At 73.1% G+C, this 25,921-nt stretch carries 24 protein-coding genes and 1 riboswitch; of the genes, 15 read left to right on the forward strand and 9 right to left on the reverse strand.

Annotation, left to right across the window (positions count from 1 at the left end):
- Positions 1-3 precede the first annotated feature (3 nt).
- From ACQ614_RS28650 to ACQ614_RS28670, 5 genes are all read left to right on the forward strand, one after another.
- The gene (locus ACQ614_RS28650; RefSeq protein WP_431681702.1) at positions 4-2,130 is read left to right on the forward strand and encodes an MMPL family transporter; all 2,127 of its coding nucleotides are present in this window, start codon (positions 4-6) and stop codon (positions 2,128-2,130) included.
- 107 nt (positions 2,131-2,237) lie between these two features.
- Positions 2,238-2,795 (forward strand): TetR/AcrR family transcriptional regulator, encoded by a 558-nt coding sequence (locus tag ACQ614_RS28655; RefSeq protein WP_431681703.1) that lies wholly within the window; start codon positions 2,238-2,240, stop codon positions 2,793-2,795.
- A gap of 68 nt (positions 2,796-2,863) precedes the next feature.
- Positions 2,864-3,445: a DUF4865 family protein gene (locus tag ACQ614_RS28660; protein WP_431681704.1), complete on the forward strand. Its 582-nt coding sequence runs from the start codon at positions 2,864-2,866 to the stop codon at positions 3,443-3,445.
- Between the two features lie 125 nt (positions 3,446-3,570).
- On the forward strand, positions 3,571-4,437 hold the full coding sequence (locus tag ACQ614_RS28665) for a universal stress protein (protein ID WP_431681705.1): 867 nt from the start codon (positions 3,571-3,573) through the stop codon (positions 4,435-4,437).
- Positions 4,438-4,719: 282 nt separating this feature from the next.
- Positions 4,720-5,859, forward strand: coding sequence for an alpha/beta hydrolase (locus ACQ614_RS28670; protein WP_431681706.1), 1,140 nt, complete (start codon positions 4,720-4,722; stop codon positions 5,857-5,859).
- Positions 5,860-5,911: 52 nt separating this feature from the next.
- Here ACQ614_RS28670 and ACQ614_RS28675 read toward each other — a convergent pair whose 3' ends face one another.
- Positions 5,912-6,241, reverse strand: a complete 330-nt coding sequence (locus ACQ614_RS28675) for a MoaF-related domain-containing protein (protein WP_363488890.1) — start codon at positions 6,239-6,241, stop codon at positions 5,912-5,914.
- A 1,015-nt stretch (positions 6,242-7,256) separates the two neighbouring features.
- Between ACQ614_RS28675 and ACQ614_RS28680 the strand changes: the two genes are divergently transcribed.
- Both ACQ614_RS28680 and ACQ614_RS28685 read left to right on the forward strand, forming a co-directional pair.
- Positions 7,257-8,402, forward strand: coding sequence for a glycoside hydrolase family 16 protein (locus tag ACQ614_RS28680; RefSeq protein WP_431681707.1), 1,146 nt, complete (start codon positions 7,257-7,259; stop codon positions 8,400-8,402).
- A 144-nt stretch (positions 8,403-8,546) separates the two neighbouring features.
- Entirely contained in the window at positions 8,547-8,858 is a 312-nt protein-coding gene (locus tag ACQ614_RS28685) for an antibiotic biosynthesis monooxygenase (protein WP_431681708.1), read from the forward strand.
- Between the two features lie 33 nt (positions 8,859-8,891).
- On the opposite strand, the gene ACQ614_RS28690 is transcribed toward ACQ614_RS28685, so the two are convergent.
- Entirely contained in the window at positions 8,892-9,683 is a 792-nt protein-coding gene (locus ACQ614_RS28690) for an IclR family transcriptional regulator (protein ID WP_363488896.1), read from the reverse strand.
- Between the two features lie 192 nt (positions 9,684-9,875).
- On the opposite strand from ACQ614_RS28690, the gene aceB reads away from it, so the two are divergent.
- Together aceB and ACQ614_RS28700 are read left to right on the forward strand one after the other, a co-directional pair.
- Positions 9,876-11,528 carry a malate synthase A gene (gene aceB, locus ACQ614_RS28695; RefSeq protein ID WP_431681710.1) on the forward strand — a complete coding sequence of 551 codons (1,653 nt, stop codon included), beginning with the start codon at positions 9,876-9,878 and terminating at the stop codon, positions 11,526-11,528.
- 140 nt (positions 11,529-11,668) lie between these two features.
- The gene (locus tag ACQ614_RS28700; RefSeq protein WP_431681711.1) at positions 11,669-12,055 is read left to right on the forward strand and encodes an allophanate hydrolase-related protein; all 387 of its coding nucleotides are present in this window, start codon (positions 11,669-11,671) and stop codon (positions 12,053-12,055) included.
- 45 nt (positions 12,056-12,100) lie between these two features.
- Here the strand turns inward: ACQ614_RS28700 and ACQ614_RS28705 are convergent, their stop codons facing one another.
- From ACQ614_RS28705 to ACQ614_RS28735, 7 genes are all read right to left on the reverse strand, one after another.
- Positions 12,101-13,408 (reverse strand): family 16 glycosylhydrolase, encoded by a 1,308-nt coding sequence (locus tag ACQ614_RS28705; RefSeq protein ID WP_431681713.1) that lies wholly within the window; start codon positions 13,406-13,408, stop codon positions 12,101-12,103.
- Positions 13,409-13,411: 3 nt separating this feature from the next.
- A riboswitch (cyclic di-AMP (ydaO/yuaA leader) is annotated at positions 13,412-13,587 on the reverse strand.
- A 256-nt stretch (positions 13,588-13,843) separates the two neighbouring features.
- Positions 13,844-15,226, reverse strand: a complete 1,383-nt coding sequence (locus ACQ614_RS28710; RefSeq protein ID WP_431681715.1) for an 8-oxoguanine deaminase — start codon at positions 15,224-15,226, stop codon at positions 13,844-13,846.
- A 196-nt stretch (positions 15,227-15,422) separates the two neighbouring features.
- On the reverse strand, positions 15,423-16,343 hold the full coding sequence (gene pucL / locus ACQ614_RS28715) for a factor-independent urate hydroxylase (protein ID WP_431681716.1): 921 nt from the start codon (positions 16,341-16,343) through the stop codon (positions 15,423-15,425).
- 31 nt (positions 16,344-16,374) lie between these two features.
- On the reverse strand, positions 16,375-16,710 hold the full coding sequence (gene uraH, locus ACQ614_RS28720) for a hydroxyisourate hydrolase (protein WP_363488908.1): 336 nt from the start codon (positions 16,708-16,710) through the stop codon (positions 16,375-16,377).
- A gap of 47 nt (positions 16,711-16,757) precedes the next feature.
- Entirely contained in the window at positions 16,758-17,294 is a 537-nt protein-coding gene (uraD, locus tag ACQ614_RS28725) for a 2-oxo-4-hydroxy-4-carboxy-5-ureidoimidazoline decarboxylase (protein ID WP_431681718.1), read from the reverse strand.
- Positions 17,295-17,475: 181 nt separating this feature from the next.
- Entirely contained in the window at positions 17,476-17,856 is a 381-nt protein-coding gene (locus tag ACQ614_RS28730) for a helix-turn-helix domain-containing protein (RefSeq protein WP_431681719.1), read from the reverse strand.
- Positions 17,853-18,122 carry a thiamine-binding protein gene (locus tag ACQ614_RS28735; protein ID WP_431681720.1) on the reverse strand — a complete coding sequence of 90 codons (270 nt, stop codon included), beginning with the start codon at positions 18,120-18,122 and terminating at the stop codon, positions 17,853-17,855. The genes ACQ614_RS28730 and ACQ614_RS28735 overlap by 4 nt, the downstream gene beginning before the upstream one ends.
- A 228-nt stretch (positions 18,123-18,350) precedes the next feature.
- Here ACQ614_RS28735 and ACQ614_RS28740 point away from each other — a divergent pair, with 228 nt between their 5' ends.
- From ACQ614_RS28740 to ACQ614_RS28765, 6 genes are all read left to right on the forward strand, one after another.
- A complete protein-coding gene (locus ACQ614_RS28740; RefSeq protein ID WP_431681721.1) occupies positions 18,351-19,187 on the forward strand; it encodes a TIM barrel protein in 837 nt (278 codons plus the stop codon).
- 43 nt (positions 19,188-19,230) lie between these two features.
- On the forward strand, positions 19,231-20,115 hold the full coding sequence (locus tag ACQ614_RS28745; protein WP_431681722.1) for a 2-hydroxy-3-oxopropionate reductase: 885 nt from the start codon (positions 19,231-19,233) through the stop codon (positions 20,113-20,115).
- A 345-nt stretch (positions 20,116-20,460) separates the two neighbouring features.
- Positions 20,461-21,603 carry a glycerate kinase gene (locus ACQ614_RS28750; protein ID WP_431681724.1) on the forward strand — a complete coding sequence of 381 codons (1,143 nt, stop codon included), beginning with the start codon at positions 20,461-20,463 and terminating at the stop codon, positions 21,601-21,603.
- 150 nt (positions 21,604-21,753) lie between these two features.
- Positions 21,754-23,136 (forward strand): allantoinase AllB, encoded by a 1,383-nt coding sequence (allB, locus tag ACQ614_RS28755; RefSeq protein ID WP_431681725.1) that lies wholly within the window; start codon positions 21,754-21,756, stop codon positions 23,134-23,136.
- Complete coding sequence (gene alc, locus ACQ614_RS28760) at positions 23,133-24,398, forward strand: allantoicase (RefSeq protein ID WP_431681727.1); 1,266 nt, start codon at positions 23,133-23,135, stop codon at positions 24,396-24,398. Before allB ends, alc begins: the two co-directional genes overlap by 4 nt.
- Positions 24,399-24,442: 44 nt before the next feature.
- Positions 24,443-25,903, forward strand: coding sequence for a catalase (locus ACQ614_RS28765; RefSeq protein WP_431681728.1), 1,461 nt, complete (start codon positions 24,443-24,445; stop codon positions 25,901-25,903).
- Positions 25,904-25,921 lie beyond the last annotated feature (18 nt).

Consider the following 25,921-nt stretch of genomic DNA (forward strand, 5'->3'; position numbering starts at 1 on the left):
ACCATGTCAACCCTGCTCGGCCGCCTCGGCGGCGCAGCCGCCGCCCGCCCCTGGCGCACCGTCCTCGGCTGGGTGCTGCTGCTGGCCCTCGCCCTCGGCCTGGCCGCCGCGTTCGGCGGCACCCCGCGCGACGACTACCGGGTGCCCGGCACCCGCTCCACCGCCGGCGCCGACCTGCTGAAGGACCGCTTCCCCGAGATGTCCGGGGCCAACGCCCGGGTCGTCGTCCACGACCGGCACGGCAAGCCGGTGCCCGCCGCAGAGCTGGACGGACTCCGCGCCCGCCTCGCCGCCCTGCCCAGGGTCACCGCGGTGGCCCCGCCGCAGCTCTCCGCCAAGGGCGACACGGCCCTGCTGGCCGTCGACTACTCGGCCCCCGTCACCGAATTCAAGGGATCCGAGGGCCTCGACGCCCTCCGCGGGGCCGGTCGCCCCACCGAACAGGCCGGACTGCAGGTCGAGTTCGGCGGCCAGCTGCCGGAGAACTTCACCGCACCCGACGGCACCGCCGAGATGATCGGCATGGGCGCCGCACTGGTGATCCTGGTGATCGCCCTCGGCACCCTGGTCTCCGCCGGCCTGCCGCTGGTCGTCGCACTCGCCGGCCTCGGCCTCGGCACCGCGCTCACCACCCTGATGGCCGCCGTCACCGACATCAGCCCCACCGCCCCGACCGTCGCCTCCATGGTCGGCCTCGGGGTCGGCATCGACTACGCCCTGCTGCTGGTCAGCCGCCACGTCGAGGGCCTGCGCAAGGGACTGACGAAGCAGCAGGCCGCCGCCGAGGCCACCGCCACCGCCGGCGCCTCCGTCGTGGTGGCCGGCTCCACCGTGCTGGTCGCCCTGTTCGGCCTGCGGCTCGCCGGGCTGCCCACCTACTCCTCCTTCGGCTACGCCACCTTCGCCGTCGTCGGCGCCGTGATGCTGGCCGCGCTGACCCTCGTCCCGGCGCTCTGCTCGCTCGCCGGGAACCGCCTGCTGCGCCGCGCCGAGCGCCGCAACCCGAAGCTGAAGGCCGGGAACGGCCCGACCCGCACCGAGCGCTGGGCCGCACTGATCGGCCGTCGGCCGGTGGTCGCGGCCCTCGGTTCGCTGGTGGTCCTGCTGGCGCTGGCCGCACCGATGCTGCACATGCGCACCTGGCCGCAGGACGCCGGCAGCCAGGCCGCCTCCAGCACCACCCGCAAGGCGTACGACCTCACCGCGGACGCCTTCGGGCCCGGCGCCAACGGCCCGCTGCTGATAGCCGTCGACCTGAAGAAGCTCCCGCAGGAGAAGCTGCCGCCGCTGGTGGACAGCCTGAAGGGGCAGCCCGGCGTCGCGGCCGTCAGCCCGCCGCTGGTCAACCGGGCCGGGGACGCCGCGATCGTGAGCGTCACCCCCGCCACCGGGCCGCAGGACGAGCGCACCGCCCGCCTGCTGAAGGACGTCCGCGAGGACGTCCTGCCGGCCGGCGCCGAGGTCACCGGCACCGTCGCCGCCTTCTCCGACATCTCCGACCGGCTGGCCTCCCGGCTGTGGGTCGTGGTGCCGGTGGTCGTCGCGATGTCGCTGATCCTGCTGACCGTGCTCTTCCGGGCGCCGGTGATCGCGGTCAAGGCCGCGGCGATGAACCTGCTCTCGGTGGCCGCCGCGTACGGCGTGATGACCGCGGTCTTCCAGTCGGACACCGGCGCCCGGGCGCTGGGGCTGCCGCACGAGGTTCCGGTCTCCAGCTGGGTGCCGATCCTGATGTTCACCGTGCTGTTCGGCCTGTCCATGGACTACGAGGTCTTCCTGCTGGACCGCGTCCGGGAGGACTGGCTGGCCACCGGCGACGCCAAGGGCTCCGTGGTGCGGGGCCTGTCCGCGACCGGGCGGGTGATCAGCAGCGCGGCCGCCATCATGGTCGCGGTGTTCACCGGCTTCGCGATCGACCCGGACATCACCGTGAAGATGATGGGCGTCGGCATGGCCGTCGCGGTGCTGATCGACGCGACGATCGTCCGGCTGGTGCTGGTGCCCGCCACGATGACCCTGCTCGGCCGCCTCAACTGGTGGCTGCCCGCCCCGCTCGCCCGCCGGATGCCGGTGCCGGGCGCCGCCCGCGACCCGCAGCCCGCCGCCGAGCCGGAGCGCGTCCCGGCCTGACCGGCCGTCGTCCCGTGCGATCCGTCGGGAGCCGTCCCCGCCCGGGGGCGGCTCCCGAGGCTTTTGCCGGATGGACGATTGTACCTACTGGTATGTACAGTCGGTGCATGAGCACCCAGGACCGCCTGATCGAGAGCACCCAGGAGCTCCTCTGGGAGCGCGGGTACGTCGGCACCAGCCCGCGCGCCATCCAGCAGCGCAGCGGCGCAGGCCAGGGCAGCATGTACCACCACTTCGCCGGCAAGCCCGGCCTCGCCGCCGCAGCCCTGCAGCGCAGCGCCGAGGAGCTGCGCGCCCTCGCCGAGGAGCGGCTCTCCGCCCCCGGCACCGCCTACGAGCGGATCGCCGGCTACCTCGAGCGCGAACGCGAGGTGCTGCGCGGCTGCCGGATCGGACGGATGGCCCAGGACCCGGAGGTCGTCGCCGATCCGCAGCTGCGGGCCCCCGTCGAGGAGACCTTCGCCTGGCTGCGCGGCCGGATCGCCGGGATCGTCGCCGAGGGGCAGGCCGCCGGCGAACTCGCCCCGGGCACCGACCCGGCCGACACCGCCGCTGCCGTCGTCGCCGTCGTCCAGGGCGGTTACGTCCTCGCCCGCGCCGCCGGCGATCCCGAACCCTTCCACCAGGCCGTCCGCGGAGCCCTCGCCCTCCTGCGGCCCGTCTAGGGCCTGGGCGCCCGCGGTGCGGTGCCCGACAGCGCGTGTTCGACCCCGACGTCCGGAGGAGTGAGCCGATGCAGGCCATGCAGTACGAGATAGTCCTGCCCGCCGACTACGACATGGGGATCGTCCACCGGCGGGTGGCGGCCAAGGGCCATCTGACGGACGACTTCCCGGGCTTGGGGTTCAAGGCCTTCCTCGTCCGTGAACGCGGCAGCCTCGGCTCCCCGGTCAACGCCTACGCCCCGTTCTACCTGTGGCGGACGGCCGCCGGTATGGCCGACTTCCTGACCGGCCCCGGCTTCCGCGGGCTGAGCGCCGACTTCGGCCGCCCGGAGGTACGGCACTGGATCGGTGCCGGCCTCCGCACCGGGCCCGCCGCGGACGCCGTGCCCCGGTTCGCCACCCGCACCGTCCGGACCGTCCCGCCCGGCACCGACCCCGGCGAGGAGACCGCCCGCGCCGTGGCCGCCCTCGGGGACGCCCCCGGGCTGCACAGCGCCGCCGTCGCCCTGGACCCGGCCCGCTGGGAGCTCGTCCACTTCGCCCTCTGGCAGGACACTCCGCCCGAGGAGCCCGCCGAGGGCCACCGGACGGCCTACCAAGTACTGCACCTCTCCCGTCCGGAGTTCGGCCTGCTCGCCGAGAAGCGCTGAGGCGACCGCCGGTGCCCCGCGGGGGCCGTGCCGCCCGGGCGGGGGAGGAGCATCCTGGTACGTGAGGCCCGTCCGTCCCCCGGCGCGTCGCACCGGTGCGGGCGGGTGCACCCCGGGAGCCGAAGATGAACAGCAGATCCCCCGCAGGTGTGGTCGTCGGCGTCGACGGTTCCGCACATGCCGCGGCCGCCGCCGAATGGGCCGCGCACGAGGCCGTCCGCCGCGGCTGTGCGCTGCACCTGGTGCACGCGGTCAACACGGGCACGGTGACGCTCTCCCCGCGCGCCAGCTCGGCCGTCACCGACCTCATCCTGCGCGACGCCGAGGGCACCCTGGACGAGGCGCTCGGCAAGGTCCGCGCCTCGTACCCCGCCCTGCGGCTGACCGGGGACGTCGTCCCCCGGGACGCGGCCGAGGCCGTGCTCACCGCGGCCGAGCACGCCGAGCTGGCCGTCGTCGGCACCCGCGGCCACGGCGGATTCGCCTCGCTGCTGCTGGGCTCGGTCAGCCTGCGGGTCGCCGCCCACTCGGTGTGCCCGGTGGTCGTCGTCCGCGGCACCGAGCACGTCGGCAGCCACGTGCTGGTCGCGATCCGCGACGAACGCGACACCGGGACGCTGCGGTTCGCGCTGCGCACCGGCGAGCTCACCGGGCTGCCGGTGCGCGCCCTGCACACCTGGTCGCCGGTGGTCGCCGACGTGGGCCACATGGCGCCGATGGTGGACGAGCTCGGCGAGGAGGCCCGGCTGCACGAGCAGTTGCTGCACCGCGTCTGCGACCCGGTCCGCGAGGAGTTCCCGGACGTCTCCTTCGAGGCCCGGCAGGTCGGCGGTGCCACCGCGGGCACCCTGGTCGAGGCCTCCCGGCAGGCCGCCATGCTGGTGGTCTCGCGCCGGCAGCCGGCCCCGCACTTCGGCCTGCGGCTCGGCACCGCGGTGCACGCCGTGCTGCACCACGCCTACTGCCCGGTCGCCGTGGTGCCGCTGCGCTGACGCCCCGCCAGTGCGAACCGGCCGTCCGTCAGCGCTCCGCGGCGGACGACACGGCAGGGTGAGCTGAGTCACCGCCACCCACCCGGCGGACGGGGAGGCCCGCCGGGACGTGCATACTTGTCGGTCGGCGGGAGCGGGCCACGGGACGGTCTGCGGGAACCGGCCGGTCCCCGGTGGAACCGGATGCCCCCCGTTCGGCGTGCGTTCAGCCGGGGGCCACACGGCGGTCGCGGGGCGGGCCCGTGCCGTGGCGCACGCAGGAACTCGGGGAGTGGCGGAAGCATGGGGCTGACCAGCACGACGGTCTTGGTGATCGCGATCTCCGTCGCGCTCCTGCTGCTGGCGGCGACGGTCGTCTGGTGGCCCCGGCTGGCCCGGCCGTCCTGGCAGGCGGTGCTCGGCCGGATCGGCGCACTGCTGACCACCCAGATCGCCGTGCTCTGCGCGATCGGCCTGGCGGCCAACAACTACTTCGCCTTCTACAGCAGCTGGGACGACCTGCTCGGCACCGGCGACCCCGGCCCGGTCAGCGTCCAGGCCGCGGTGGACGGCCTGCCGGCCGCCGCCCCGCCCGTGGTGAAGGCCCACCTGCTGGGCAAGGAGCCGGTACAGGGCGGCACCGGCGGCCCCGAGCAGACCGGGGAGATCCACGCGGTGCGGATCACCGGATCGCACTCCGGGCTGAGCACCGACGCGTACGTCTACCTGCCCCCGCAGTACTTCCAGCCGGCCCACGCCCAGAAGCACTTCCCGGCGGCGGTCGTGATGACCGGCTTCCCCGGCGACGCCAAGAACCTCATCACCCGGCTGAACTACCCCTCCGCCGCGCTCCAGTTGATGCAGGCGGGCAAGATGCAGCCGACCGTCCTGGTGCTGATGCGGCCCTCGCCCGCCATGCCGGCCGACACCGAGTGCGAGGACATCCCCGGCGGGGCGCAGTCCGAGACCTACTTCACCAAGGACGTGCCGAAGGTGATCTCGGCGAGCTACCGGGTGTCGGCGGCCGCCGCGGGCTGGGGCGTGGTGGGCAACTCCACCGGCGGGTACTGCGCGGTGAAGATGGCGATGCGGCACCCCGAGGTGTTCCCCACCGCCGTCGCACTGTCCGGTTACTACAAGGCGGCGGAGGACGCGACCACCGGCGACCTCTTCAAGGGCAGCCAGCAGCGCCGCAACGAGGCCGACCTGATGTGGCGGCTCAACAATCTGCCGCAGCCGAAGATCTCTGTGCTGCTGGCCGGCCCGCAGGCCGGCGACGGCGGTTACAAGCCGGGCACCGAGGCGTTCCAGAAGGCGGTGAAGGCGCCGATGACCGCCAACACCGCCTGGGTCCCGCAGGGCGGCCACAACTTCCGCACCTGGTCGCAGCTGCTGCCGCCCTCGCTCGAGTGGCTCTCGCAGCACCTGACCGCCGCGGCCTGACCCGGCGCGGCGGCCGGGGTCCGGCCCGGCGGGCGGCCCGCAGGCCCGTCGGTCAGCTGAGCTGCTCCAGGGTGCCGGTGTGCAGCTCGCCGACCCGGCCGCCCTCGCCCTCGTACGTCCAGAAGACCCGGACGGTCAGCGCGGCGAGGTCCATCACATGGCTGACGGTGATGCCGCTCTGCTCCGTCCAGCTCACGAACCAGAGCTGCTCGCCGACCTGCGCGACGTGCAGCGACACGTCCTCGAACTGGCCGGCGGACTCGCCGAGGCCCTCCCAGCGCAGCCGCTTGCCGTCGGCGGAGTACGAGTTGCGGAAGGCGGCGCCGTTGTCGACCTGGAAGAGGTAGGTGTGGCCGGCGAAACCCGGCAGAGGCGCGGTCATCTGGGCGGTTCCTCGGAATCTCGGCGGGTGGGTGCGGCCGGGGCGGCCGCACCCCTTCAACCTAGCGGACGCAGTGATCGTTCCCCACTGTGCACGGCCCACTGCGACCGAGGACACCCCGGTTCTGCGCCGGTCGCGCCGCCCGGTGAACGGCCCGGACTCCACCGATAGAGGACACTGCGGGAGGTTCACCCGCATCCCCCGGTGCCCCGCCGCAGCAGCGGCACGGGCCCGGCGATCGGCCGGCGCGCCCCCACCGCACGCGGCGCAGGCCCGGCGACACGCCAGAAGGGGCGAGCCCGCCCGCCCGCCGGCGGAGCACTCGGGCCTGATCGGTCCTGACCTGTGCATCTCTCCGTGCGGAAAGGGAGTTGGGCCTCCGTCGAATGCGCTCCGACCCGAATGTCCCTGCCGTGGTGCCGCCTTCGCCCGGGCCCCGCTCCGCAGGGAGTCGTCGCACCGGCATCAATGCTCCGGCAGATCGGGGAACTTGACGCCCAATCGGTCACCGACTCCGCATCTGTCGCCGGAGGCGGAATCCGTCGGCCGCCCGGAGGCCTGCGGGCCACGGCAAGTGGTCTGGACCTCATGGCTACTCAGTGTGGATCGGCATCGACAATCGCGGCGCGCCGGTAATTGCACTCGAATGGACCTCGGATTCGCGCAACTCCCATGGTCAGTAGCAAGGTTGGGCTTTGTGTTGATGTGTTCTTCAATCCTTCACACATCAACAGATGGTGATCAATCAGCGGTTGTCCGCTTTCGAACCGTGTGCTTATTCTCCAATCGATGTTCGCCCCCTGCGGACCTCGCGGCCGGCACGCCGAGTCCCGTCCAGTCGACCGCGAGCACTCGAGCACACGGATTCTGGACGGGTAACGGGGGAGCCGAGTCGGTCGCCGACGTGCCCTGCATCGTTTGTGCGTCGGCCGGGGCCGAGCCGCGGAATGCGGCTGCCCGGCCCTGCCCGAAATCCGAAGTCGGCCTCTTCGTAAGCGTCTTCAAGGACAACACCATGCGCTTTTCCATCAGACCGGCCCGCCTTGGAGCGGCGGCGGCCGCGGCGGTGCTGCTCGCGCTGCCGCTCGCCGGCCGCGCCGAGGCCGTCCGGCTCGTCACCCAGGACAGGCTCGCCCCCACCGAGATGACCGAGGGAACCGCTGCGAGTGCGCAGCTCACCGTGCACTCCATGGTCTGCATCACCGCACGGACCGTCGGTGTCGCCGTGCGCGACGAGGCCGGGCACAACCTGGATTTCCCCGGTGCGGCGACCAACGTCCGGATCTGCCCGGGCGGTGTCACGATCACCACCGCGGCGCGCACGCTGCCGGCCGGCTCCTACACCGCCTTCGGCTACTGGCAGGACTACGCCAACGTCTGGCACGACCTCGCCCAGCAGACGCTGACGGTCGCCGCGGCCCCGACCGGCCCCACGGTGCCGGGGCCGACGACCCCGACCGATCCCGACAACCCCGTCCCGCACGGCTCGTTGGCGTGGTCCGACGAGTTCGACGGCTCGATAGCCTGGGGCTCGAAGTGGGTCGGCGACCGGAGCAGCGCCTACCGCTACGGCGACCACAACCCGGACGACAACAAGCTCGACTGGCTCGACCCCGCCGCCGTCCAGGCCGCCGACGGCGCGGCGGTCTTCACCGCGAAGCCCTCCGGGCGGACGCTGGAGAGCGGCCGCCGGGCCTGGGAGACCGGCCTGCTCACCACCGAGGGCTCGGGCGAGGGATTCCGGGTGCACGCCGGCGACTACGTCGAGACCCGCGTCCAACTCCCGGAGGGCAGCGGCGCTTGGCCCGCCCTGTGGACCTGGCGCAACGGCGGCAGCGAGGTGGACAGCTTCGAGTACCACCCCGACAACCCGCACCTGCTGGAGCTCACCAACCACGTCCGCCGCGGCGGGAAGTACTACTCCGACCCGGAGGCCGTCGCCCCCGGGCAGTGGGTGACCATCGGTACCCGGTACGGCGTCAACTCCGTCGAGTGGTACGTCAACGGCGAGCGCGTCTGGTCGGACGGCCGTGGGGTCGGGCGGCGCTGGACGGCGTATCTGATCCTCAACCTCTCGGTGGGCGCCGGGAAGTACCACCCCGGACCGTCCGGCGACGAACCGCTCACCACGGCGGTGGATTACGTGCGGGTCTACCGCTGAGCACGGCGTGCCGCCGCACCATCGGCCCCGATATCACTCTATGCAGTTGAATGATCACGTCAAGTGGTCGGCCGGAAGCGCCCGTTCGGCGGCTGCGCGCGGCGACCGGACCCGGCGTACGTTGGAGGTCCGGAGGTGAGTGCCATGACCGAACAGGTTCTGAGTGAGGTCGGCGCGGTCGTCGCGCCGGAGCGGGAGGCCGAATTGGTGGCCCTGTATCGCGAACTGGTGTCCGGGCCGTTGCCCGAAGGCCTCGTCCGTACCGAGTTGCTCCGCGGCCCGGGCGGTCACTGGCGGGTGCAGAGCCTGTGGCGCGACATGGCCGCGCTGGAGGCGGTGCGCAACGCACCTCAGCGACCTGCCGCCCCGGCGCTCTTCCGCCGGGTGGGCACCGAGCCGGAGCTCACCGTGTTCTCGGTGGCCGCGGCGCAGACCGGGGAGCTCAGCCTGAGCTGAACCCCCCTGCCGGTCACGGGTGCTGGCGCCCCGTCAGGGCGCCAGCACCCGGCCGAGCCGGGCGGCGATCTGCCGCATCACCGGTACCAGCGCGGTGTCGCCGTCCTGTGCCTCCAGGGCCCTGATCCGGGCCTCGGGGCCGGACACCGACAGCGCGGTCGGTGTCGGGGCGCCCGGCACGGCGACCGCGATGCAGCGGACGCCGATCTCCTGCTCCTGGTCGTCGACCACGTAGCCGGAGTCCCGGGCCGCCGCCAGGTGCCGCAGCAGTTCCGCAGGGTCGGTGTGCGTGTACGGGGTGTGCGCCTGCAGCGGCCGGGTGCCCAGGACGGCGCGGGCCTCGTCCTCGGGCAGCTGGGCCAGCAGCGCCTTCCCGACGCCGGTGCAGTGCGGCTGCACCCGGCGGCCGACCTCGGTGAACATTCGCATCGAGCGCCGCGACTGCACCTGCCCGACGTACACCACCTCGCCGCCCTCCAGGACGGCGAGGTTCGCCGTCTCCCCGGTGGCCTCCATCAGTTCGGCGAGGTAGGGGCGGGCCCAACTCCCCAGCAGCCGGCCGGCGGTCTCCCCGAGCCGGATCAGCCGCGGGCCGAGCGTGTACCGACGGGCCGTGTCCTGTCGGACATATCCCTGCTGGACGAGGGTACGGATGAGACGGTGGATCGTCGGCATCGGCAGGCCGGAGCTGGCGGACAGCTCGCTGAGCGCGGCCGTGCCGCCGGCGTCGGCCAGGGCCTCCAGGAGGTGGAAGGCGCGTTCGACGGACTGCACGCCGCCGGAGCGGTCGGTGCCTGTCCGGTCTGCGGCGGGAGTGCTGGCCACCGGTGTTTCCTTCGCTGTCGGGGGAGGAGTAGAGTCCCGGCGATCGCATCAACAAACCGTTGAAATTCTGTATCGCGGAAACTAGGCTCCACTGTACAGAACGGAACCCGCCCGCAGGGGGGTCCGGATCTCGGGAGTTCCCGTCGGAGGAACCCCCAGTGCTGGCTCAACCGTCCAAGGAGTGTCCTGCCCATGGCTGCAGATCAGGGACCTGTCGGCGCATCGTCCGCCGCCCCGGTCGTCACGGTCGCCGGTCCGCGCGTCGCCCGCGCCGAGGAGGTGCTCACCCCGGAGGCCGTCGCCTTCGTGGTCGGGCTCCACCGCGCCTTCGAAGGCCGCCGCCAGGAGCTCCTCGCCCGACGGAAGACCCGCCGCGCCGAGATCGCCGCCGCCGGCACCCTCGACTTCCTGCCCGGGACGGCCGACGTCCGGGCGGGCGACTGGAAGGTCGCCGAGGCGCCCCGCGCGCTCCAGGACCGCCGGGTGGAGATCACCGGCCCCACCGACCGCAAGATGGTGATCAACGCGCTCAACTCCGGCGCGAAGGTCTGGCTCGCCGACTTCGAGGACGCCACCTCGCCCACCTGGGAGAACGTCGTCTCAGGCCAGCTCAACCTGATCGACGCCTTCGAGGGCCGGATCGACTTCACCTCGCCCGCGGGCAAGGCCTACACCCTGAAGCCCGCCGCCGAACTCGCCACCGTCGTCGTCCGCCCGCGCGGCTGGCACCTCGACGAGACCCACCTGCTGGTCGACGGCACCCCGGTCGCCGGCGGCCTGCTCGACTTCGGCCTCTACTTCTTCCACAACGCCGCCCGCCTGCTCGCCCGCGGCACCGGCGACCCGAACTCCGGCCCGTACTTCTACCTGCCGAAGACCGAGAGCCACCTCGAGGCGCGGCTGTGGAACGACGTCTTCACCCACGCGCAGGCCGAGCTCGGCATCCCGCACGGCACGATCCGCGCCACCGTGCTGATCGAGACCATCACCGCGGCCTTCGAGATGGACGAGATCCTCTACGAGCTGCGCGACCACGCGGCCGGCCTCAACGCGGGCCGCTGGGACTACCTCTTCTCCATCGTCAAGAACTTCCGCGACGCCGGCGAGCACTACATCCTGCCGGACCGCAACAGCGTCACCATGGCCTCGCCGTTCATGGCCGCCTACACCCGCCTGCTGGTGCAGACCTGCCACCGCCGCGGCGCCCACGCGATCGGCGGCATGGCCGCGTTCATCCCCTCCCGCAGGGACCCGGAGGTCAACGCGGCCGCCTTCGAGAAGGTCAAGGCCGACAAGGACCGCGAGGCGGCCGGCGGCTTCGACGGCTCCTGGGTCGCCCACCCGGACCTCGTCCCGGTGGCCCGCGCCAGCTTCGACGCCGTGCTCGGCGACCGCCCGCACCAGAAGGACGCGCCGCCGCCCGCCGAGCCCGTCACCCCCGACCAGCTGCTCGACATCGCCGGCGCCGGCGGCCACTGCACCCGTGCGGGCCTGCACAACGCCGTCCAGGTCGGCGTCCGCTACATCGAGGCCTGGCTGCGCGGCCTCGGCGCCGTCGCCATCTTCAACATGATGGAGGACGCCGCCACCGCCGAGATCTCCCGCTCGCAGATCTGGCAGTGGATCAACAACGGCGTCGTGCTCTCCGACACCGGTGAGAAGGCCACCGCGGAGCTCGTCCGCCGGCTCGTGGCCGAGGAGCTCGCCGAGCTCCGCACCGAACTCGGCGCGGACGCCTACGCCGCGGGCCGCTGGGCCGAGGCCGCCAGGCTCTTCGAACAGGTCGCCCTGGCCGAGGAGTTCGTCGACTTCCTCACCCTGCCCGCGCTGCCCCTGCTCGACTGACCCCAACCTATCCGCCCGCGGGTGTCCCGCCGCCCCTCCAGGTCGTCGAACTCGCCCGCCACATTTCACCGTTCCGTACGGCTCCCGCCGCCCCGGCACCGGGAGCCGTACGGAACGCCTGTTTTCGGAGGCACTTCCCCATGGCGCTCATCTTCTTCAACGGCCAGGCCATGACCGGCGGACCGTTCCACCCGCTGGTCGCCGAGTACCTGGTCGGCCCGGTGCGCACCGCGCCCGGCCACCGCTTCTTCTCCGTCCGGGACGTCTGCCCCGGGCTGCTGCCCGACCCCGGCAGCGGCTCGGCGATCGAGGGCGAGCTGTACGACGTCCCGCTGGAGCACCTGCGCGACACCGTCCTGCCCGGCGAGCCGCCGGAGTTGGAGCTCGGCGTGATCGCCCTGGAGGACGGCACCCCGTGCCTGTCCATGGTGCTGCGCCGAGGCGAACTCGAGCGCGGGGTGCACCGGGAGATCACCGGCCACGGCGGCTGGCGGGGCTACCTCGCCACGCTCGGCCGCACCGCCTGACCGGCGCCCCCGGGGGGAGGGCGCCGGTCAGGCGGACGAGGAAGGTCAGCCGGCCTTCCAGAACTTGACCGAGTCGATGGCGATGTCCGCCGAGGAGCCCACGGCGGGCACGGTGCCGCCGAGGGCCGTCTCGGACTGCAGCACCCAGTGCATCGCGTTGCCGGGGATGCGCGCGGTGGAGCGCCCGATCACCTTGCCGTCCAGGTAGAAGGTCACGCCGTCCTTCTGCCAGTCGACCGCCGAGGTGTGCCACGCGCCGGCCGTCGGGACGCCGGTGGAGAAGGCGTCCTGGTCGCTGCCCGAGGTGGCGTCGGCGCGGTGCATGAACGCACCGATCTTGCCGTTCAGGTCGCCCTCGGGGAAGTCGATCTCGCCGTGCTGCGGCCAGATGCCGTCGTCCGGCCAGAGCAGCCACGCCATCTTGTAGCCGGCGGCCGAGGTGGCCTTCCAGGTCACCTCGAAGCGCCCGTACTGGACGCCGTCACCGCCGGCGGACGGGAGCTTGGGCACCGGCGCGGAGACCCAGGTGCCGGAGGCGTCCCGGTTGAGGTGGAGGTTCATCTGGCCGTTGGCGATGGACATCGTCTTCGACGGGGCGTAGGTGCCGTTCTTGCTGGTGTCCTTCCAGCCGTCCGGGTAGGCCCACCACTTGCTGTCCACCGCGGCCGGCAGCCCGGTGCAGTGGCTGGCGGTGATGGACGAGCCGTTGGAGCAGCCCTTCCAGCTGCCGAGCGGCACGTTCACGCCGTCGAAGTCGTCCGACCAGGTCGGCGCGCCGGCCGTCGAGGTGGGGGAGGAGCTCGCCGACGGGGAGGCGGTGAAGCTGGGGGCCGACGTGGTCGGGGCCGCGGACGGCGTGGCGGGCGCCGAGGTGGCGCTCGCCGTGGGGGAGGTGCTCGGCGCGACCGGGGCCGTGGTCGGGCTCGGGGCCGGCGCCGGGGTGCCGGTGCTGCGGACGTCCAGCGTCTGCACCGGGAGGTTGTGCCAGCGCCGGTTGCCGTCCTGCCAGGTGCCGAAGGCGGTGTAGACGCCGGCCGGCAGGGTGCGGGCGGCGGTGGTGACGGTGACCCCGTCGGGGCAGATCTGCACGTTGCGGGCGGTACCGGGGAAGTCCAGCTTGTTGCCGGCGGCGTCGCGGACGGCGACGCCGATTCTCCGGGCGGTGAAGCAGGCGGAGGAGTGGACGGACAGGGAGGCGGCTGCCGCGGTGTCCGCGGCGATGGCGACCGGCGCGAGCCGGTCCTGGGTCACCTCGGGCACGTTGGCGGCCTCGGCGCTGCCCAGGAAGGGGACGGCCAGCAGGCCGAGCCCGGCGACCGCGCCCACCTTGAGGGCGATGGCGGAAACAGGCATGGAGTTGTTCCTCGACGACGCCTGCGAGGTGAGCTGTCGGATTCGGGCCGTCAGGTGGCCCGGCCGCCGGAGGGCGGCTTCACCCCGAGCCCTGGCCGTCCGCGAGCATGCAAGCGGGGCCAGGGCGACTTACCTGGTTCCCCCGCTCCCGTCCGTGTCGCATCTCGCATTGCCGTCACCGGGCGGACGGGACTCGGCGGTCCCGGGACGGGGCCCGCATGGCGCGGGCGTCCGAGCAGGTTAGCAGTGTCTTCCCGGAGGGCAAGGCGCCGGACAGCCAGTGTCAGGTCCATCACATCCGGGCACGCCGCAGCCCCCGGACCCTCGCCGTGGGTCCGGGGGCCGTGCTCCGGCCGGCCCCGGCCCGCTGCGGGCCGGCCGGGGCCGCGGAGTCCGGGTGGCGCACCGTCCCTGGCGCGGCCCGGAGTCCTGGGATCAGACGCGGGAGGCGAGCTCCTTCGCGGCGCGGGCGCAGGCCAGCGCGATCCGGTCCTCGTCGACGGTGGTCAGCACGCCCTTCTCGACGACCGCGTTGCCGTTGACGAAGAGCACGGCGAGCGGCGGCAGGGCGCCCAGGGTGAGCGCGGCCACCGGGTCGGCGATCGAGGAGTGCATGATGCCGTCGATCTTCCACAGGGCCAGGTCGGCGAGCTTGCCGGGCTCGATCGAGCCGATCTCGTTCTGCCGGCCGAGCACCCGGGCGCCGCCCATGGTGCCCAGGCGCAGCGACTGACGGGCGGTCAGGGCGTCCGGCCGGCCGTGCAGGCGGTTGATCAGCAGGGCGTTGCGCAGCTCGGTGCCGAGCTCGCCGGACTCGTTGGAGGCGGTGCCGTCCACGCCCAGGCCGACCGGCACGCCGGCCTTCAGCATGTCCGGGACGCGGGCGATGCCGGCCGCCAGGCGGGCGTTGGAGGACGGGCAGTGAGCGACACCGGTGCCGGTCTCGGCGAACTTGGCGATGTCGGAGTCGTTCATGTGGACGCAGTGCGCCATCCACACGTCCTCGCCGAGCCAGCCGGTGGACTCGAAGTAGTCGGTCGGGCCCATGCCGAACAGCTCCTTGCAGAACTGCTCCTCCTCGGCCGTCTCCGAGCCGTGGGTGTGCAGCCGGACGCCCTTGCGCCGCGCCAGCACGGCGGACTCCTTGAGGAGTTCGGTGGAGACCGAGAAGGGGGAGCAGGGCGCGAGTGCCACGTGCAGCATCGAGCCGAAGGAGGCGTCGTGCCAGGTGTCGACGGCGGCCTCGGAGGCGATCAGGATGTCCTCGGTCCTCTCCACCGCGTGGTCCGGCGGCAGGCCGCCGTCCTTCTTGCTGCGGTCCATGGAGCCGCGCAGCGCGGTGAAGCGCAGGCCGAGCTCCTGCACGCCCTCGATGGAGGCGCCGAGGATGTCGCCGCCGCCCTGCGGGAAGACGTAGTGGTGGTCGGAGGCGGTGGTGCAGCCGGACTTGAGCAGGGCGGCGGCCGATCCCTGGGTGGCCGCGTGCACCAGCTTGTCGTCGATCCGGGCCCAGGTCGGGTAGAGGGCGACCAGCCAGTCGAAGAGGATGTTGTCCTGGGCGAGGCCGCGGGTGATCCACTGGTAGAAGTGGTGGTGGGTGTTGACCAGGCCGGGGGTGACCAGGTGCCCCTCGCCGTTGATCCGGCGCACCACGTTGTCCAGCCACTGCGGGGCCGGGCCGTCGCCCACCGACTCGATCCGGTTGCCGAGGATCACCACGTGGCCGCGGGCGTACTCGGTGTCGTTCGCGTCCACCGTCGCGACGGCGACGTTCTCGATCACGATCCGCTGGTCGGCGGGTGGGGGCTGGACTGCCATGGTGTGAACTCCTATGGGGGCGAGGGCTGAGGGGGCGCCGCGGGCGGAGCGGCGGGTGGTGCGGCGGGTGGTGCGCCCGGGCCGCCGGACGGGGCGGGCCGGGCGGGCCGGGCCGGACGGGGTGCGGGCGCCGCGGGGAGGCACAGGTGCCCCGCGGCGGCCGTCCGGCCCGTGGGCGGGTGCGCCGGCCCGGCCGTCAGGCGACGGGGATGACCGGGACGACGCCCTCGCGGTGCACGGTGCCCTCGATCAGGCCGTACATCCGGTCGGCGGCGTAGTACACCTCGTTCTCGTTCTTGAGGCCGAAGGGCTCCAGGTCGACGAGGAAGTGGTGCTTGTTGGGGAGCTCCAGGCGGACCTCGTCCACCTCGGCGCGGTTGTTGAGCACCCGGGTGCCCATCGCGTGCAGGGTCTGCTGCAGCGAGTAGGAGTACGTCTCGGCGAAGGCCTCCAGCATGTGGCGCTTCACGTGGTTGTACGAGCGGTTCCAGTTCGGCTGGGGCTCGTTGTCGCGACCGGTGTAGCCGTACTTCCAACGGGCCGTCACCTGGGTGGCCAGGATCCGGTCGTAGGCCTCCTGGAGGGTGGTGTACTTGTCCTTGATGTAGCCCCAGAACTCCGAGTTGGTCGTGTTCATCACGACCAGGTCCTTGAGGCCGGAGATCACCTGGACGGACTCGCCGTCGTAGACGATCTCGGAGGTGCGTACCTCCTGGCCGTTGCGGACGAAGGAGTGGCCGACCTCCTCGGAGCCGATGAAGCGGGCGGAGCTGTCCGGGGTCCGGATGCGGTCCCAGGTGTACTCCTCGATCCGGATGCGGGCGCTGTGCACCACGCCGCGCTCGGTGTTGTCGACGAAGTGGCGGGCCAGCGTTATGCCGAAGGCCTCCGCCGACTCGATGCCGTACTCCTTGGCGAAGGCGTAGACGGTGTTCTTGGTGGTGTCGGTGGGGAGGCAGTTGGCGTTGGAGCCGGTGAGGTGGACGTCCTCGAACTCGCCCTGCAGGGAGACCGAGACGTTCAGGTCCTTGATCTCGTGCCGGGTGGAGTCGCGGTAGACCCGCACGATGCGGTTCTCCGCCTTGCCGTACTGGTTCTGACCGAGCACATGGGCCATGGCATGGCTCCTAAGCTTCCAGGTCGGTCCACTAGCTTCCGCGGTAGACCGAGTAGCCGAACGGGTTGAGCAGCAGGGGCACGTGGTAGTGGTGCTGCGCGGGCGCGACCGTGAAGACGATCGCTACCTCGGGGAAGAACGGCGCCTCCTCGGACCGCCCCGCGTAGTACGCGGCGGTGTCGAAGAGCAGCCGGACGACCGAGCCCGCCTCCACGGCCGGCAGGTCCTTGACCCGGCCGTCGGAGTCCGTGGCGGAGGTGCCGAGCACCTTCCAGCCACCCTCGGTGTTCAGCGCAAGCTCGACCGGGACGCCCTCGGCCGGCCGGCCGAGGCTGGTGTCGAGCACGTGCGTGGAGATGCCAGTCATGGGGTGGACGACCTTCACTGTGGCGGGGACGGGCTGCCCGTGGGTCCTCAGGCGGAGGCCTGCGGACCGTCGAGCAGCCGGTTGATGCGGATGTCGTTGATCTTTCGCAGCTCGCCGCGGACGATCTCGCTCTCGGTGGCGGCGTCGTTGGGGAAGCGCTCGCGCAGCGAGGCGAGCATGGTGCCGGCGGTGCGGCCGGTCGCGCAGATCAGGAACACGTGGCCGAACTTCGCCTCGTAGGCGGCGTTGGCCTCGTGCAGCTCGTCGAGGAGTGCGGTGTCGGCTCCCCGGATGCCGGCCTGCTCGCGCTCGGAGGTGGCGTCGCCGGCCTTCGGCGTGCCGATCCGGGCGTGGCCGGCCATCGCGTCGGCGAGGTCGTCGGCGGTGAGCACCGCCATGGCGGCGGCATTGGCGGCCAGCAGGGCCGGCCGGTCCCGCCAGGGCCTGGCGGCCTCGACCGCCTCGGCCCAGCGGGGGCTGGAGCAGACCTCCAGCAGCGTCTCCCGCAGTTCGGCGGCCGGGGCCGCCGCCAGGGCCTCAAGGGCCCCGGTGTCCGCGGTCGATGCGGTGGGTTGGTTGGTCACGGGTGGACCTCCTGAAGAGTGGTGCCACTCGCACAAGCTAGATCCACCACCCGAGGCCGTCAACACTTTGTTGAACGGTTGGTGGTTACGTGTCGCGGCGGGCCCGGTCGCCGGGGGATGTCGTGTGTGATCCGCCAATGGGCCCGGTCGCCGCCCGGGTGAAGACTCGGGGCGGGCGGTGTCAGCCCTTCCGGGCGCCTTCCTGCCGGTTCAGGTAGTTGTAGACCGTGAAGCGGCTGACGCCCAGGGCCGAGGCCACCGTCTCCACGCCGTGCCGGACGGTGAACGCGCCGCGTTCCTCCAGCAGGGCCACCACCCGCTGCTTCTCGGCCCGGTCGAGCTCGGTCAGCGGGCGCCCGTCGAACTGGCGGGTCATCTCGGCGAGCAGCCGGTCGAGCGCACTGCTGAGGTGCGGCAGGCGCACGGCCACCGCCACCTCGCCGTCCCACTCCAGGACGACGTCGTCCGGGCGGGCCTCGGCCGGTTCGACCGCGGTGGCGCCCACCGCGTCCAGCAGTGGCTTTATCGCCGCGGTGAGCGGGTGTTCCGGGGCGTTGCTCACGGCGTACCCACTCCTTCCGGGGACTGCTCGTCGCCGAGCACGCTGATCTGGACGGAGATCCGGGTGGCACCGGCCTCCAGGGTCTCGCGCAGCAGGCGCGTGACGGCGGCCAGGGTCTGCTCGGCATCGCCCTCGGCGCTGGTGCCGAACGGGCCGACCGAGACGTCGAGGCCGGCCTCGTCCACGACCCGGCGGGCTGCCTTGGCGTGGTCCGGGAAGCTGTCCAGCTCGAACGGTTCTGTCGTGAACTCCACCATCAATCGCACGCGCTCACTCTAGACGCCGCGCGCAAGGGCCGGACCGGGCGCACGGGCGCACGGGGCGGCTGGGTGATCGGACAGCCCGGAGGCGGTGCGACCGGCCGTGTTCAGCCACTTCAACAAATTGTTGTGGCGGCCTTGACGGCCCGGAAGCTCCTCGGCGAAGCTTCCACCAGACAGAATCCCCCTTCCGGATCGTGGAAGTCGGGAACGGAAGAGAGGGAAGGTGAGCACGTGACTGCCGCCGCCGCGCACAGCTACACGGTCAACCTGTCGATCCTGTTCAACGAGCTCCCGCTGCTGGAGCGCCCCGCCGCCGCCGCGGCCGCCGGCTTCACCGCCGCCGAGCTCTGGTGGCCCTTCGGCGAGGAGCACGACCCGTCGCCGGCCGAGCTGGACGCGCTCCGCAAGGCCTTCACCGACGCGGGCGTGCAGCTCACCGGCCTCAACTTCCTCGACGACCTCGTCAAGGGCGCCCGCGGCACCGCCTCGGTGCCCGCCGAGAGCGAGCGCTTCCGGGCCAACGTCCCGGTCGCCGCCGCCCTCGCCGGGTCGCTCGGCACCAAGGCGCTCAACGCCCTGTACGGCAACCGCATCGCGGGCACCGACCCGGCCGAGCAGGACGCCCTGGCGCTGGAGAACCTCGTCCTCGCCGCCCGGGCCGCGCACTCCGTGGGCGCGATCCTGCTGATCGAGACCCTCAACGAGGTCGAGTCCCCGGACTACGCCCTGCTCAGTGCCGAGGCGGCGATCGAGGTCGTGGACAGGGTCAACGCGGCCACCGGCCTCGGCAACGCCAAGTTCCTCTGCGACCTCTACCACCTGGCCAGGAACGGCGAGGACCTGGCCGCGGTGATCGAGAAGTACGCCGACCGGATCGGCCACGTGCAGATCGCCGACGTCCCGGCCCGCAACGAGCCCGGCACCGGCGGACTGGACTTCGAGGACCTCTTCGCCCGCCTCACCGCCGCCGGCTACCAGGGCCGGATCGGCCTGGAGTACAAGCCCTCCACCGGCGTCAGCGCCGACAGCTTCGAGTGGCTTCCGCGCGAGCTCCGCGCCGCGAAGTGAGCCACCCCCACACCACCCTCCCCAACGCAAGGAGCACGACGCGATGAGCCGCAAGATCGCCTTCATCGGCCTCGGCATCATGGGCAGCCCGATGGCCGCCAACCTGGTCAAGGCCGGCCACCACGTCACCGGCTACAACCTGACCCAGCCCCAGATCGACGCCCTGGTCGCCGCCGGCGGCCACGGTGCCACCGGCATCGCGGACGCGGTGAAGGACGCCGAGGTCGTCATCACCATGGTCCCCGCGGACCCGCAGGTCGAGGAGGTCATCCTCGGCGAGGGCGGCGTGCTGGAGAACGTGCAGCCCGGCACCCTCGTGATCGACATGTCCTCGATCACCCCGCAGACCTCGATCAAGGTCGACGCCGCGGCCAGGGCCAAGGGCGTGCGCACCCTGGACGCCCCGGTCTCCGGCGGCGAGGCCGGCGCGATCGAGGCCGTCCTGTCGATCATGGTCGGCGGCGCGGCGGAGGACTTCGCCGAGGCGAAGCCGCTGTTCGACGCCCTCGGCACCACGGTGATCCACGTCGGCCCGGCCGGCGCCGGCCAGACCGTGAAGGCCGCCAACCAGCTGATCGTGGCAGTCAACATCCAGGTCCTCGCCGAGGCCGTGGTCTTCCTGGAGAACGCCGGCGTCGACCTGCAGGCCGCGCTGGAGGTGCTCGGCGGCGGTCTGGCCGGCTCCACCGTGCTCAACCGCAAGCGGGCGAACATGCTGAACCGCGAGTTCGCCCCCGGCTTCCGGATCGACCTGCACCACAAGGACATGGGCATCGTCACCGACGCCGCCCGCGCCGTCGGCGCCGCCCTGCCGGTGGGGGCCGTGGTGGCCCAGCTGGTCGCCTCCGCCCGTGCCAACGGCGACGGCTCGCTCGACCACTCCGCGCTGCTGCGCGGCGTCGAGCGGCTCTCCGGCCGGACGGTCTGACCCGTCCCCCGACTCCTCCTGGCGGCGTGTACCTGTCCGGTCGTGCCCGCGCCGCCAGGAGGCCGTAACCCGACCGGCAGCGGGCCGAGGCCCTGCCCGCCCCTGCCGGTCGACCCAGACCGGCGGCGCGCCACCCTCCCGGAGGCACTTCGGTCGTGCCCGTGCGCGCCGCCCGGCCCCCTCTCGGCCGAGGGGAGCCTCTCGAACGTCGGAAGCGGAACGAGAGGAACGGCCGAGAGGGGGCCCACCACGCGAGGGGACTGTCGGGTGACGGCCGGTCGCGCTGATCCCCTCACCCCCTGGGTAGTGCCAGTACAGAGACGTTCCCGAAGAAAGGCCACCACCATGCCCGCCACCCCCGCCCGGGGCCATGTGGTCGTCGCCCCCGACAAGTTCAAGGGTTCCCTGGAGGGCGCCGAGGTCGCCGCCCGGATCGCGGCCGGCGTCCGCCGCGCCGCCCCCGGCACCGAAGTGCGCGAACTCCCGGTCGCCGACGGCGGCGAGGGCACCCTGGCGGCCGCCCTGGCGGCCGGCTTCGAGCGGGTCGCGGTCAAGGTGGCCGGCCCGACCGGCCTGCCGGTGGACGCGGCGATCGCCGTCCGCGGCGACACCGCCGTGGTCGAGCTGGCGCAGGCCTCCGGCCTGGCCCGGCTCCCCGGCGGGCGCACCGCCCCGCTGGCGGCCGGCTCCTACGGGGTGGGCCAGCTGATCGCCCGGGCGGTCGCGCTCGGCAGCAGGCGGATCGTGCTCGGCCTGGGCGGCAGCGCCTGCACCGACGGCGGGGCCGGCATGGTCCAGGCGCTCGGGGTGAGCCTGACCGACGCGGACGGTGCCGAGCTGGCGCCCGGCGGAGCGGCCCTGCGCCGGCTCGCCCGGATCGACCTCGGCCCGCTGGCCGACCTGCTGGCCGGGGTGGAGGTCGTGGTCGCCTGCGACGTCGACAACCCGCTGCTCGGGCCGCGCGGCGCCACCGCCGTGTACGGCCCGCAGAAGGGCGCGTCCGGCGAGGACCTGGTGGTCCTGGAGGAAGGCCTGACCCGGTGGGCGGACGCCGTCCGCACCGTGGCCGGGCGGGACGTCCGGGACGCCCCCGGCGCCGGGGCGGCGGGCGGGGTCGGCTTTGCCGCCCTGGCCCTGCTGGGCGCCACCATGCGGCCCGGGATCGAGCTCCTCCTCGATCTCCTGGGCTTCGACGAGGCTGTGCGTGGGGCGCGCCTCGTCGTCACCGGTGAGGGATGCCTGGACGCGCAGACGCTCCACGGCAAGGCCCCTGCCGGCGTCGCCGCGGCGGCCACCCGGGCGGGGGTTCGGGTGGCCGCCGTGGCCGGACGGCTCGAACTCTCCGAGCCCGAGTGGCGGGCGGCCGGCTTCGCCGCGGCCGTCGCGCTGACCGACCTGGCCGAGCGGCCGGGCGACAGCATGGCCAGGGCGGGCGAGCTCGCGGAGACCGCGGGCGAGCAGTTGGCCGCCCAACTGCTGGCCGGCTGACGGCCGGTGCCCTCGTAGCTTCCTACATAGACGTTTTGTTGAAGGCGGGCCTAGGCTCCGAGAACTCGCAGCCGACCGGTCCCTGTCGCCCCCCGACCGCCGCGCGCGCCTTCGGCACACCCCACTCGTACGCTCGTTTCGGAGGTCCCGATGCCCCTCAGCGACACCCCGTCGAACGCGGCGGTGATCCGCTCCCGCCGGGTCGTCCTGCCGGACGGGGAGCGCCCCGCCGACGTGCTCGTCCAAGGCGGGCGGATCGCCGAGGTCGCCGCCCACGGCTCGCTGCTCGCCGGGGACCGCCACCTGACCGACCTCGGCGACACCGCCCTGCTGCCCGGCCTGGTCGACACCCACGTGCACGTCAACGAGCCCGGCCGCACCGAGTGGGAGGGCTTCGCCACGGCGACCCGCGCGGCCGCGGCAGGCGGGGTCACCACGATCGTCGACATGCCGCTCAACTCCGTCCCGCCGACCACCACGCCCGCCGGGCTGGAGGCCAAGCGGAAGACCGCGGAGGGCCAGGCCTGGGTCGACCTGGGCTTCTGGGGCGGCGCCGTCCCCGGCAACACCGGCGACCTGGCCGCCCTGCACGAGGCCGGCGTCTTCGGTTTCAAGAGCTTCCTCGCCCCGTCCGGGGTGGACGAGTTCCCGCACCTGGCCACCCGGGAGGACCTGGAGTCGGCGCTCGCCGAACAGGCCAGGCTGGGCGCGCTCGCCATCATCCACGCCGAGGACCCGGCGGTGCTGGACGCGGCCCCGCAGCAGCCCGGCGTGCACTACCGCGACTTCCTGGCCTCCCGGCCGGACGACGCCGAGGCCGCCGCGGTGGCCCGGCTGCTGGACACCGCCCGCCGCACCGGTGCCCGGGTGCACATCCTGCACGTCTCCTCGGCCGCCGTGCTGCCGCTGCTGCGGCAGGCCCGCGAGGACGGCGTACAGGTGACCGCCGAGACCTGCCCGCACTACCTCACCCTCACCGCGGAGGAGGTGCCGGACGGCGACACCGCCTTCAAGTGCTGCCCGCCGATCCGCTCCGAGTCCAACCGGGACGCCCTGTGGGCGGCGCTGGCGGCCGGCGAGTTCGCCGCCGTGGTGTCCGACCACTCGCCGTCCACGCCCGACCTGAAGCTCCTCCAGCGGTACGGCGGCAGCGGCGACTTCGCCGCGGCCTGGGGCGGCATCGCCTCCCTCCAGCTCGGCCTGCCGGCCGTCTGGACGGAGGCCCGCCGCCGCGGCCACACCCTCGCCGACGTCGTCCGCTGGATGTCGTCCGGCCCGGCCGCCCTGGTCGGCCTGACCGGCACCAAGGGCGCCATCGCCGCCGGGTACGACGCCGACCTGGTCGCCTTCGACCCGGACGCCGACTTCGCCGTGCGCGCCGAGCAGTTGCACCACCGCAACCCCGTCACCCCGTACGCCGGACGCACCCTCAGCGGCGCCGTGCGCACCACCTGGCTCCGCGGCCGGGTGGTCGACACCGCCGGAGAGCCGTTCGGACGGCAGATCACCCGCCCTCGAGGAGAGTCGAGTTGAGCACCGAGAAGACCGCGGCCGCGCCCTTCACCGAGCTGGTCGACCTGGCCTCCCGCCGGCTGGGCGCCGGTGTCGTCGCCACCAACGAGGACACCTTCGCCGACGCGGAGAACCTGCTGGTCGCCGAGCCCGCCGAGTTCCGTCCGCACACCTTCGGCCACAAGGGCCAGATCATGGACGGCTGGGAGTCCCGCCGCCGCCGCGGCGCCTCCGGCGACCAGCCGCACCCCACCGACGAGGACCACGACTGGGCGGTCGTCCGGCTCGGCGCGGCCGGCGTGGTCCGCGGCGTCGTCGTGGACACCGCGCACTTCACCGGCAACTACCCGGAGAGCGCCTCCGTGCAGGGCGCCTCCGTACCCGGCCACCCCTCGCCCGCCGAGGTCGAGGCCGCCGAATGGGTCGACCTGGTGCCCCGCACGCCCCTGCAGGGCAACACCGTGCACGAGTTCGCGGTCGAGGACGCCACCCGGTACACCCATGTGCGGCTCAACATCTGGCCGGACGGCGGCGTCGCCCGGCTGCGGGTGTACGGCGAGGTGCTGCCCGACCCGCGCGAGCTCGACGGCCTCACCTTCGACCTCGCCGCCCAGGAGTACGGCGGCGTCGCCGAGGCCGCCTCGGACCGCTACTTCTCCTCCCCGCACAACCTGAACGCTCCCGGCCGCGCCACCGTCATGGGCGAGGGCTGGGAGACCCGGCGTCGGCGCGACAAGGCCAACGACTGGGTCCGGATCGCCCTGGCCGGGGGCGGCGAGGTCCTGGCCGCCGAGGTGGACACCACCCACTTCGTGGCCAACGCCCCCGGCTGGGCCGACCTGGTCGGCTACGACGCCTCCGCCGGCGGCGACCCCGCCGACGACCCGGCCGGCTGGTTCCCGCTGCTGCCCCGCACCCGGCTGCAGCCCGACACCCGGCACCGCTTCCGGCTCGACACCGGACGCCCCGTCACCCACGTGACGATCAACGTCTACCCCGACGGCGGCCTCGCCCGGCTCCGGCTCACCGGCCGCCTCACCGAGGAGGGCCGCGCCGCCCTCGCGCTGCGCTGGTTCGACGCGCTGCCCGCCGCCGAGGCCGAGGCCGCGCTGACCGCGGCCGGCCTGACCGCCGACGAGGCCGCCGGCCTGACCGCCGCCCGGCCGCTGGGCGACGCCGCCGCGGCCGGTGCCGCCGTGGCCGCCCTCCGGCCCGCCGACGGCCCCGACGGCGAGCACACCGTGCGCCGCGCCGCCGCCGTCTGGCGCCTTCTCGGCGTCTGATCACCGACCTCCCCGCACTGCACCGCTGCTACTGAAGGACCCTCATGCCGAAGACCCTGACCACCGAGTCCGGCGCGCCCGTCGCCGACAACCAGAACTCCGCCTCGGCCGGCGAGTACGGCCCGCTGCTGATCCAGGACCAGCAGCTGCTGGAGAAGCTCGCCCGGTTCAACCGCGAGCGCATCCCGGAGCGCGTGGTGCACGCCCGTGGTTCCGGTGCGTACGGCTACTTCGAGGTCACCGACGAGGTCTCGCAGTACACCAGGGCGGACTTCCTCTCGGCCGTCAACAAGCGCACCGAGGTCTTCCTGCGCTTCTCCACGGTGGCCGGCAACCTGGGCGCCTCCGACGCGGTGCGTGACCCGCGCGGCTTCGCGCTGAAGTTCTACACCGCCGAGGGCAACTACGACCTGGTCGGCAACAACACCCCGGTGTTCTTCATCAAGGACCCGATCAAGTTCCCCGACTTCATCCACTCGCAGAAGCGCGACCCGTACACCGGCATCACCGAGGCCGACAACGTCTGGGACTTCTGGGCGCACGCCCCCGAGGCCACCCACCAGATCACCTGGCTGTTCGGCGACCGCGGCATCCCGGCCTCCTACCGGCACATGAACGGCTACGGCTCGCACACCTACCAGTGGGTCAACGAGCAGGGCGACGCCTACTGGGTGAAGTACCACTTCAAGACCAACCAGGGCATCCGCTCGCTGGACGGCTCGCAGGCCGCCGAGGTGGTCGGCGGCGACGCCGACAGCCACCAGCGCGACCTCCACCAGGCCATCGAGCGCGGGGTGTTCCCGTCCTGGACGCTGTACGTCCAGCTGATGCCGGTGGCCGAGGCGGCGACCTACCGCTTCAACCCCTTCGACCTCACCAAGGTGTGGCCGCACGCCGACTACCCGCTGGTCAAGGTCGGCCGGCTGGTGCTCAACAAGAACCCGGAGAACGTCTTCGCCGAGGTCGAGCAGGCCGCCTTCTCGCCGAACAACTTCGTGCCCGGCATCGGCCCCTCCCCGGACAAGATGCTCCAGGGCCGGCTGTTCGCCTACGCCGACGCCCAGCGCTACCGCCTCGGCGTCAACCACACCCAGCTGCCGGTGAACGCCCCGCGCGCCACCGAGGCCGACAACTACGGCCGCGACGGCCTGGGCGCCCTCAACAAGGCCGGCCGCGCCAAGAACTACGAGCCCAACTCTTTCGACGGCCCGGTGCAGACCGACGCCGCCCTCGCCGCCCCCGTCCGGGTGGAGGGCCACACCGGCACCTACACCACCCCCGCCCACACCAAGGACGACGACTTCTTCCAGGCCGGCGAGCTCTACCGGCTGATGTCCGACGGCGAGAAGGACCGCCTGATCGCCAACCTGGCCGGCTTCCTCGCCCAGGTCGGCCGCGAGGACATCGTGGAGAAGAACCTCGCCCACTTCCACGCCGCCGACGAGGAGTACGGCAGCCGCCTGGAGGCCGCCGTCAAGAAGCTCCGCGCCCGCGACGACGCCTGACCGGCCCCTCAAGGCCGG

It is taken from the genome of Kitasatospora dryopteridis (genome assembly GCF_050749075.1).
Taxonomy (GTDB): Bacteria; Actinomycetota; Actinomycetes; order Streptomycetales; family Streptomycetaceae; genus Kitasatospora.

Bases quoted from the DNA above. Each gene is read 5' to 3' on its own strand.
- ACQ614_RS28745 (WP_431681722.1), top strand. From the start codon at position 19,231: ATGAGCCGCAAGATCGCCTTCATCGGCCTCGGCATCATGGGCAGCCCG.
- allB (WP_431681725.1), top strand. From the start codon at position 21,754: ATGCCCCTCAGCGACACCCCGTCGAACGCGGCGGTGATCCGCTCCCGC.
- aceB (WP_431681710.1), top strand. From the start codon at position 9,876: ATGGCTGCAGATCAGGGACCTGTCGGCGCATCGTCCGCCGCCCCGGTC.
- ACQ614_RS28665 (WP_431681705.1), top strand. From the start codon at position 3,571: ATGAACAGCAGATCCCCCGCAGGTGTGGTCGTCGGCGTCGACGGTTCC.
- ACQ614_RS28650 (WP_431681702.1), top strand. From the start codon at position 4: ATGTCAACCCTGCTCGGCCGCCTCGGCGGCGCAGCCGCCGCCCGCCCC.
- ACQ614_RS28670 (WP_431681706.1), top strand. From the start codon at position 4,720: ATGGGGCTGACCAGCACGACGGTCTTGGTGATCGCGATCTCCGTCGCG.
- ACQ614_RS28710 (WP_431681715.1), bottom strand. From the start codon at position 15,226: ATGGCAGTCCAGCCCCCACCCGCCGACCAGCGGATCGTGATCGAGAAC.
- ACQ614_RS28655 (WP_431681703.1), top strand. From the start codon at position 2,238: ATGAGCACCCAGGACCGCCTGATCGAGAGCACCCAGGAGCTCCTCTGG.
- pucL (WP_431681716.1), bottom strand. From the start codon at position 16,343: ATGGCCCATGTGCTCGGTCAGAACCAGTACGGCAAGGCGGAGAACCGC.
- ACQ614_RS28750 (WP_431681724.1), top strand. From the start codon at position 20,461: ATGCCCGCCACCCCCGCCCGGGGCCATGTGGTCGTCGCCCCCGACAAG.
- ACQ614_RS28685 (WP_431681708.1), top strand. From the start codon at position 8,547: ATGACCGAACAGGTTCTGAGTGAGGTCGGCGCGGTCGTCGCGCCGGAG.
- ACQ614_RS28765 (WP_431681728.1), top strand. From the start codon at position 24,443: ATGCCGAAGACCCTGACCACCGAGTCCGGCGCGCCCGTCGCCGACAAC.
- uraH (WP_363488908.1), bottom strand. From the start codon at position 16,710: ATGACTGGCATCTCCACGCACGTGCTCGACACCAGCCTCGGCCGGCCG.
- ACQ614_RS28705 (WP_431681713.1), bottom strand. From the start codon at position 13,408: ATGCCTGTTTCCGCCATCGCCCTCAAGGTGGGCGCGGTCGCCGGGCTC.
- ACQ614_RS28700 (WP_431681711.1), top strand. From the start codon at position 11,669: ATGGCGCTCATCTTCTTCAACGGCCAGGCCATGACCGGCGGACCGTTC.
- ACQ614_RS28660 (WP_431681704.1), top strand. From the start codon at position 2,864: ATGCAGGCCATGCAGTACGAGATAGTCCTGCCCGCCGACTACGACATG.
- ACQ614_RS28680 (WP_431681707.1), top strand. From the start codon at position 7,257: ATGCGCTTTTCCATCAGACCGGCCCGCCTTGGAGCGGCGGCGGCCGCG.
- ACQ614_RS28675 (WP_363488890.1), bottom strand. From the start codon at position 6,241: ATGACCGCGCCTCTGCCGGGTTTCGCCGGCCACACCTACCTCTTCCAG.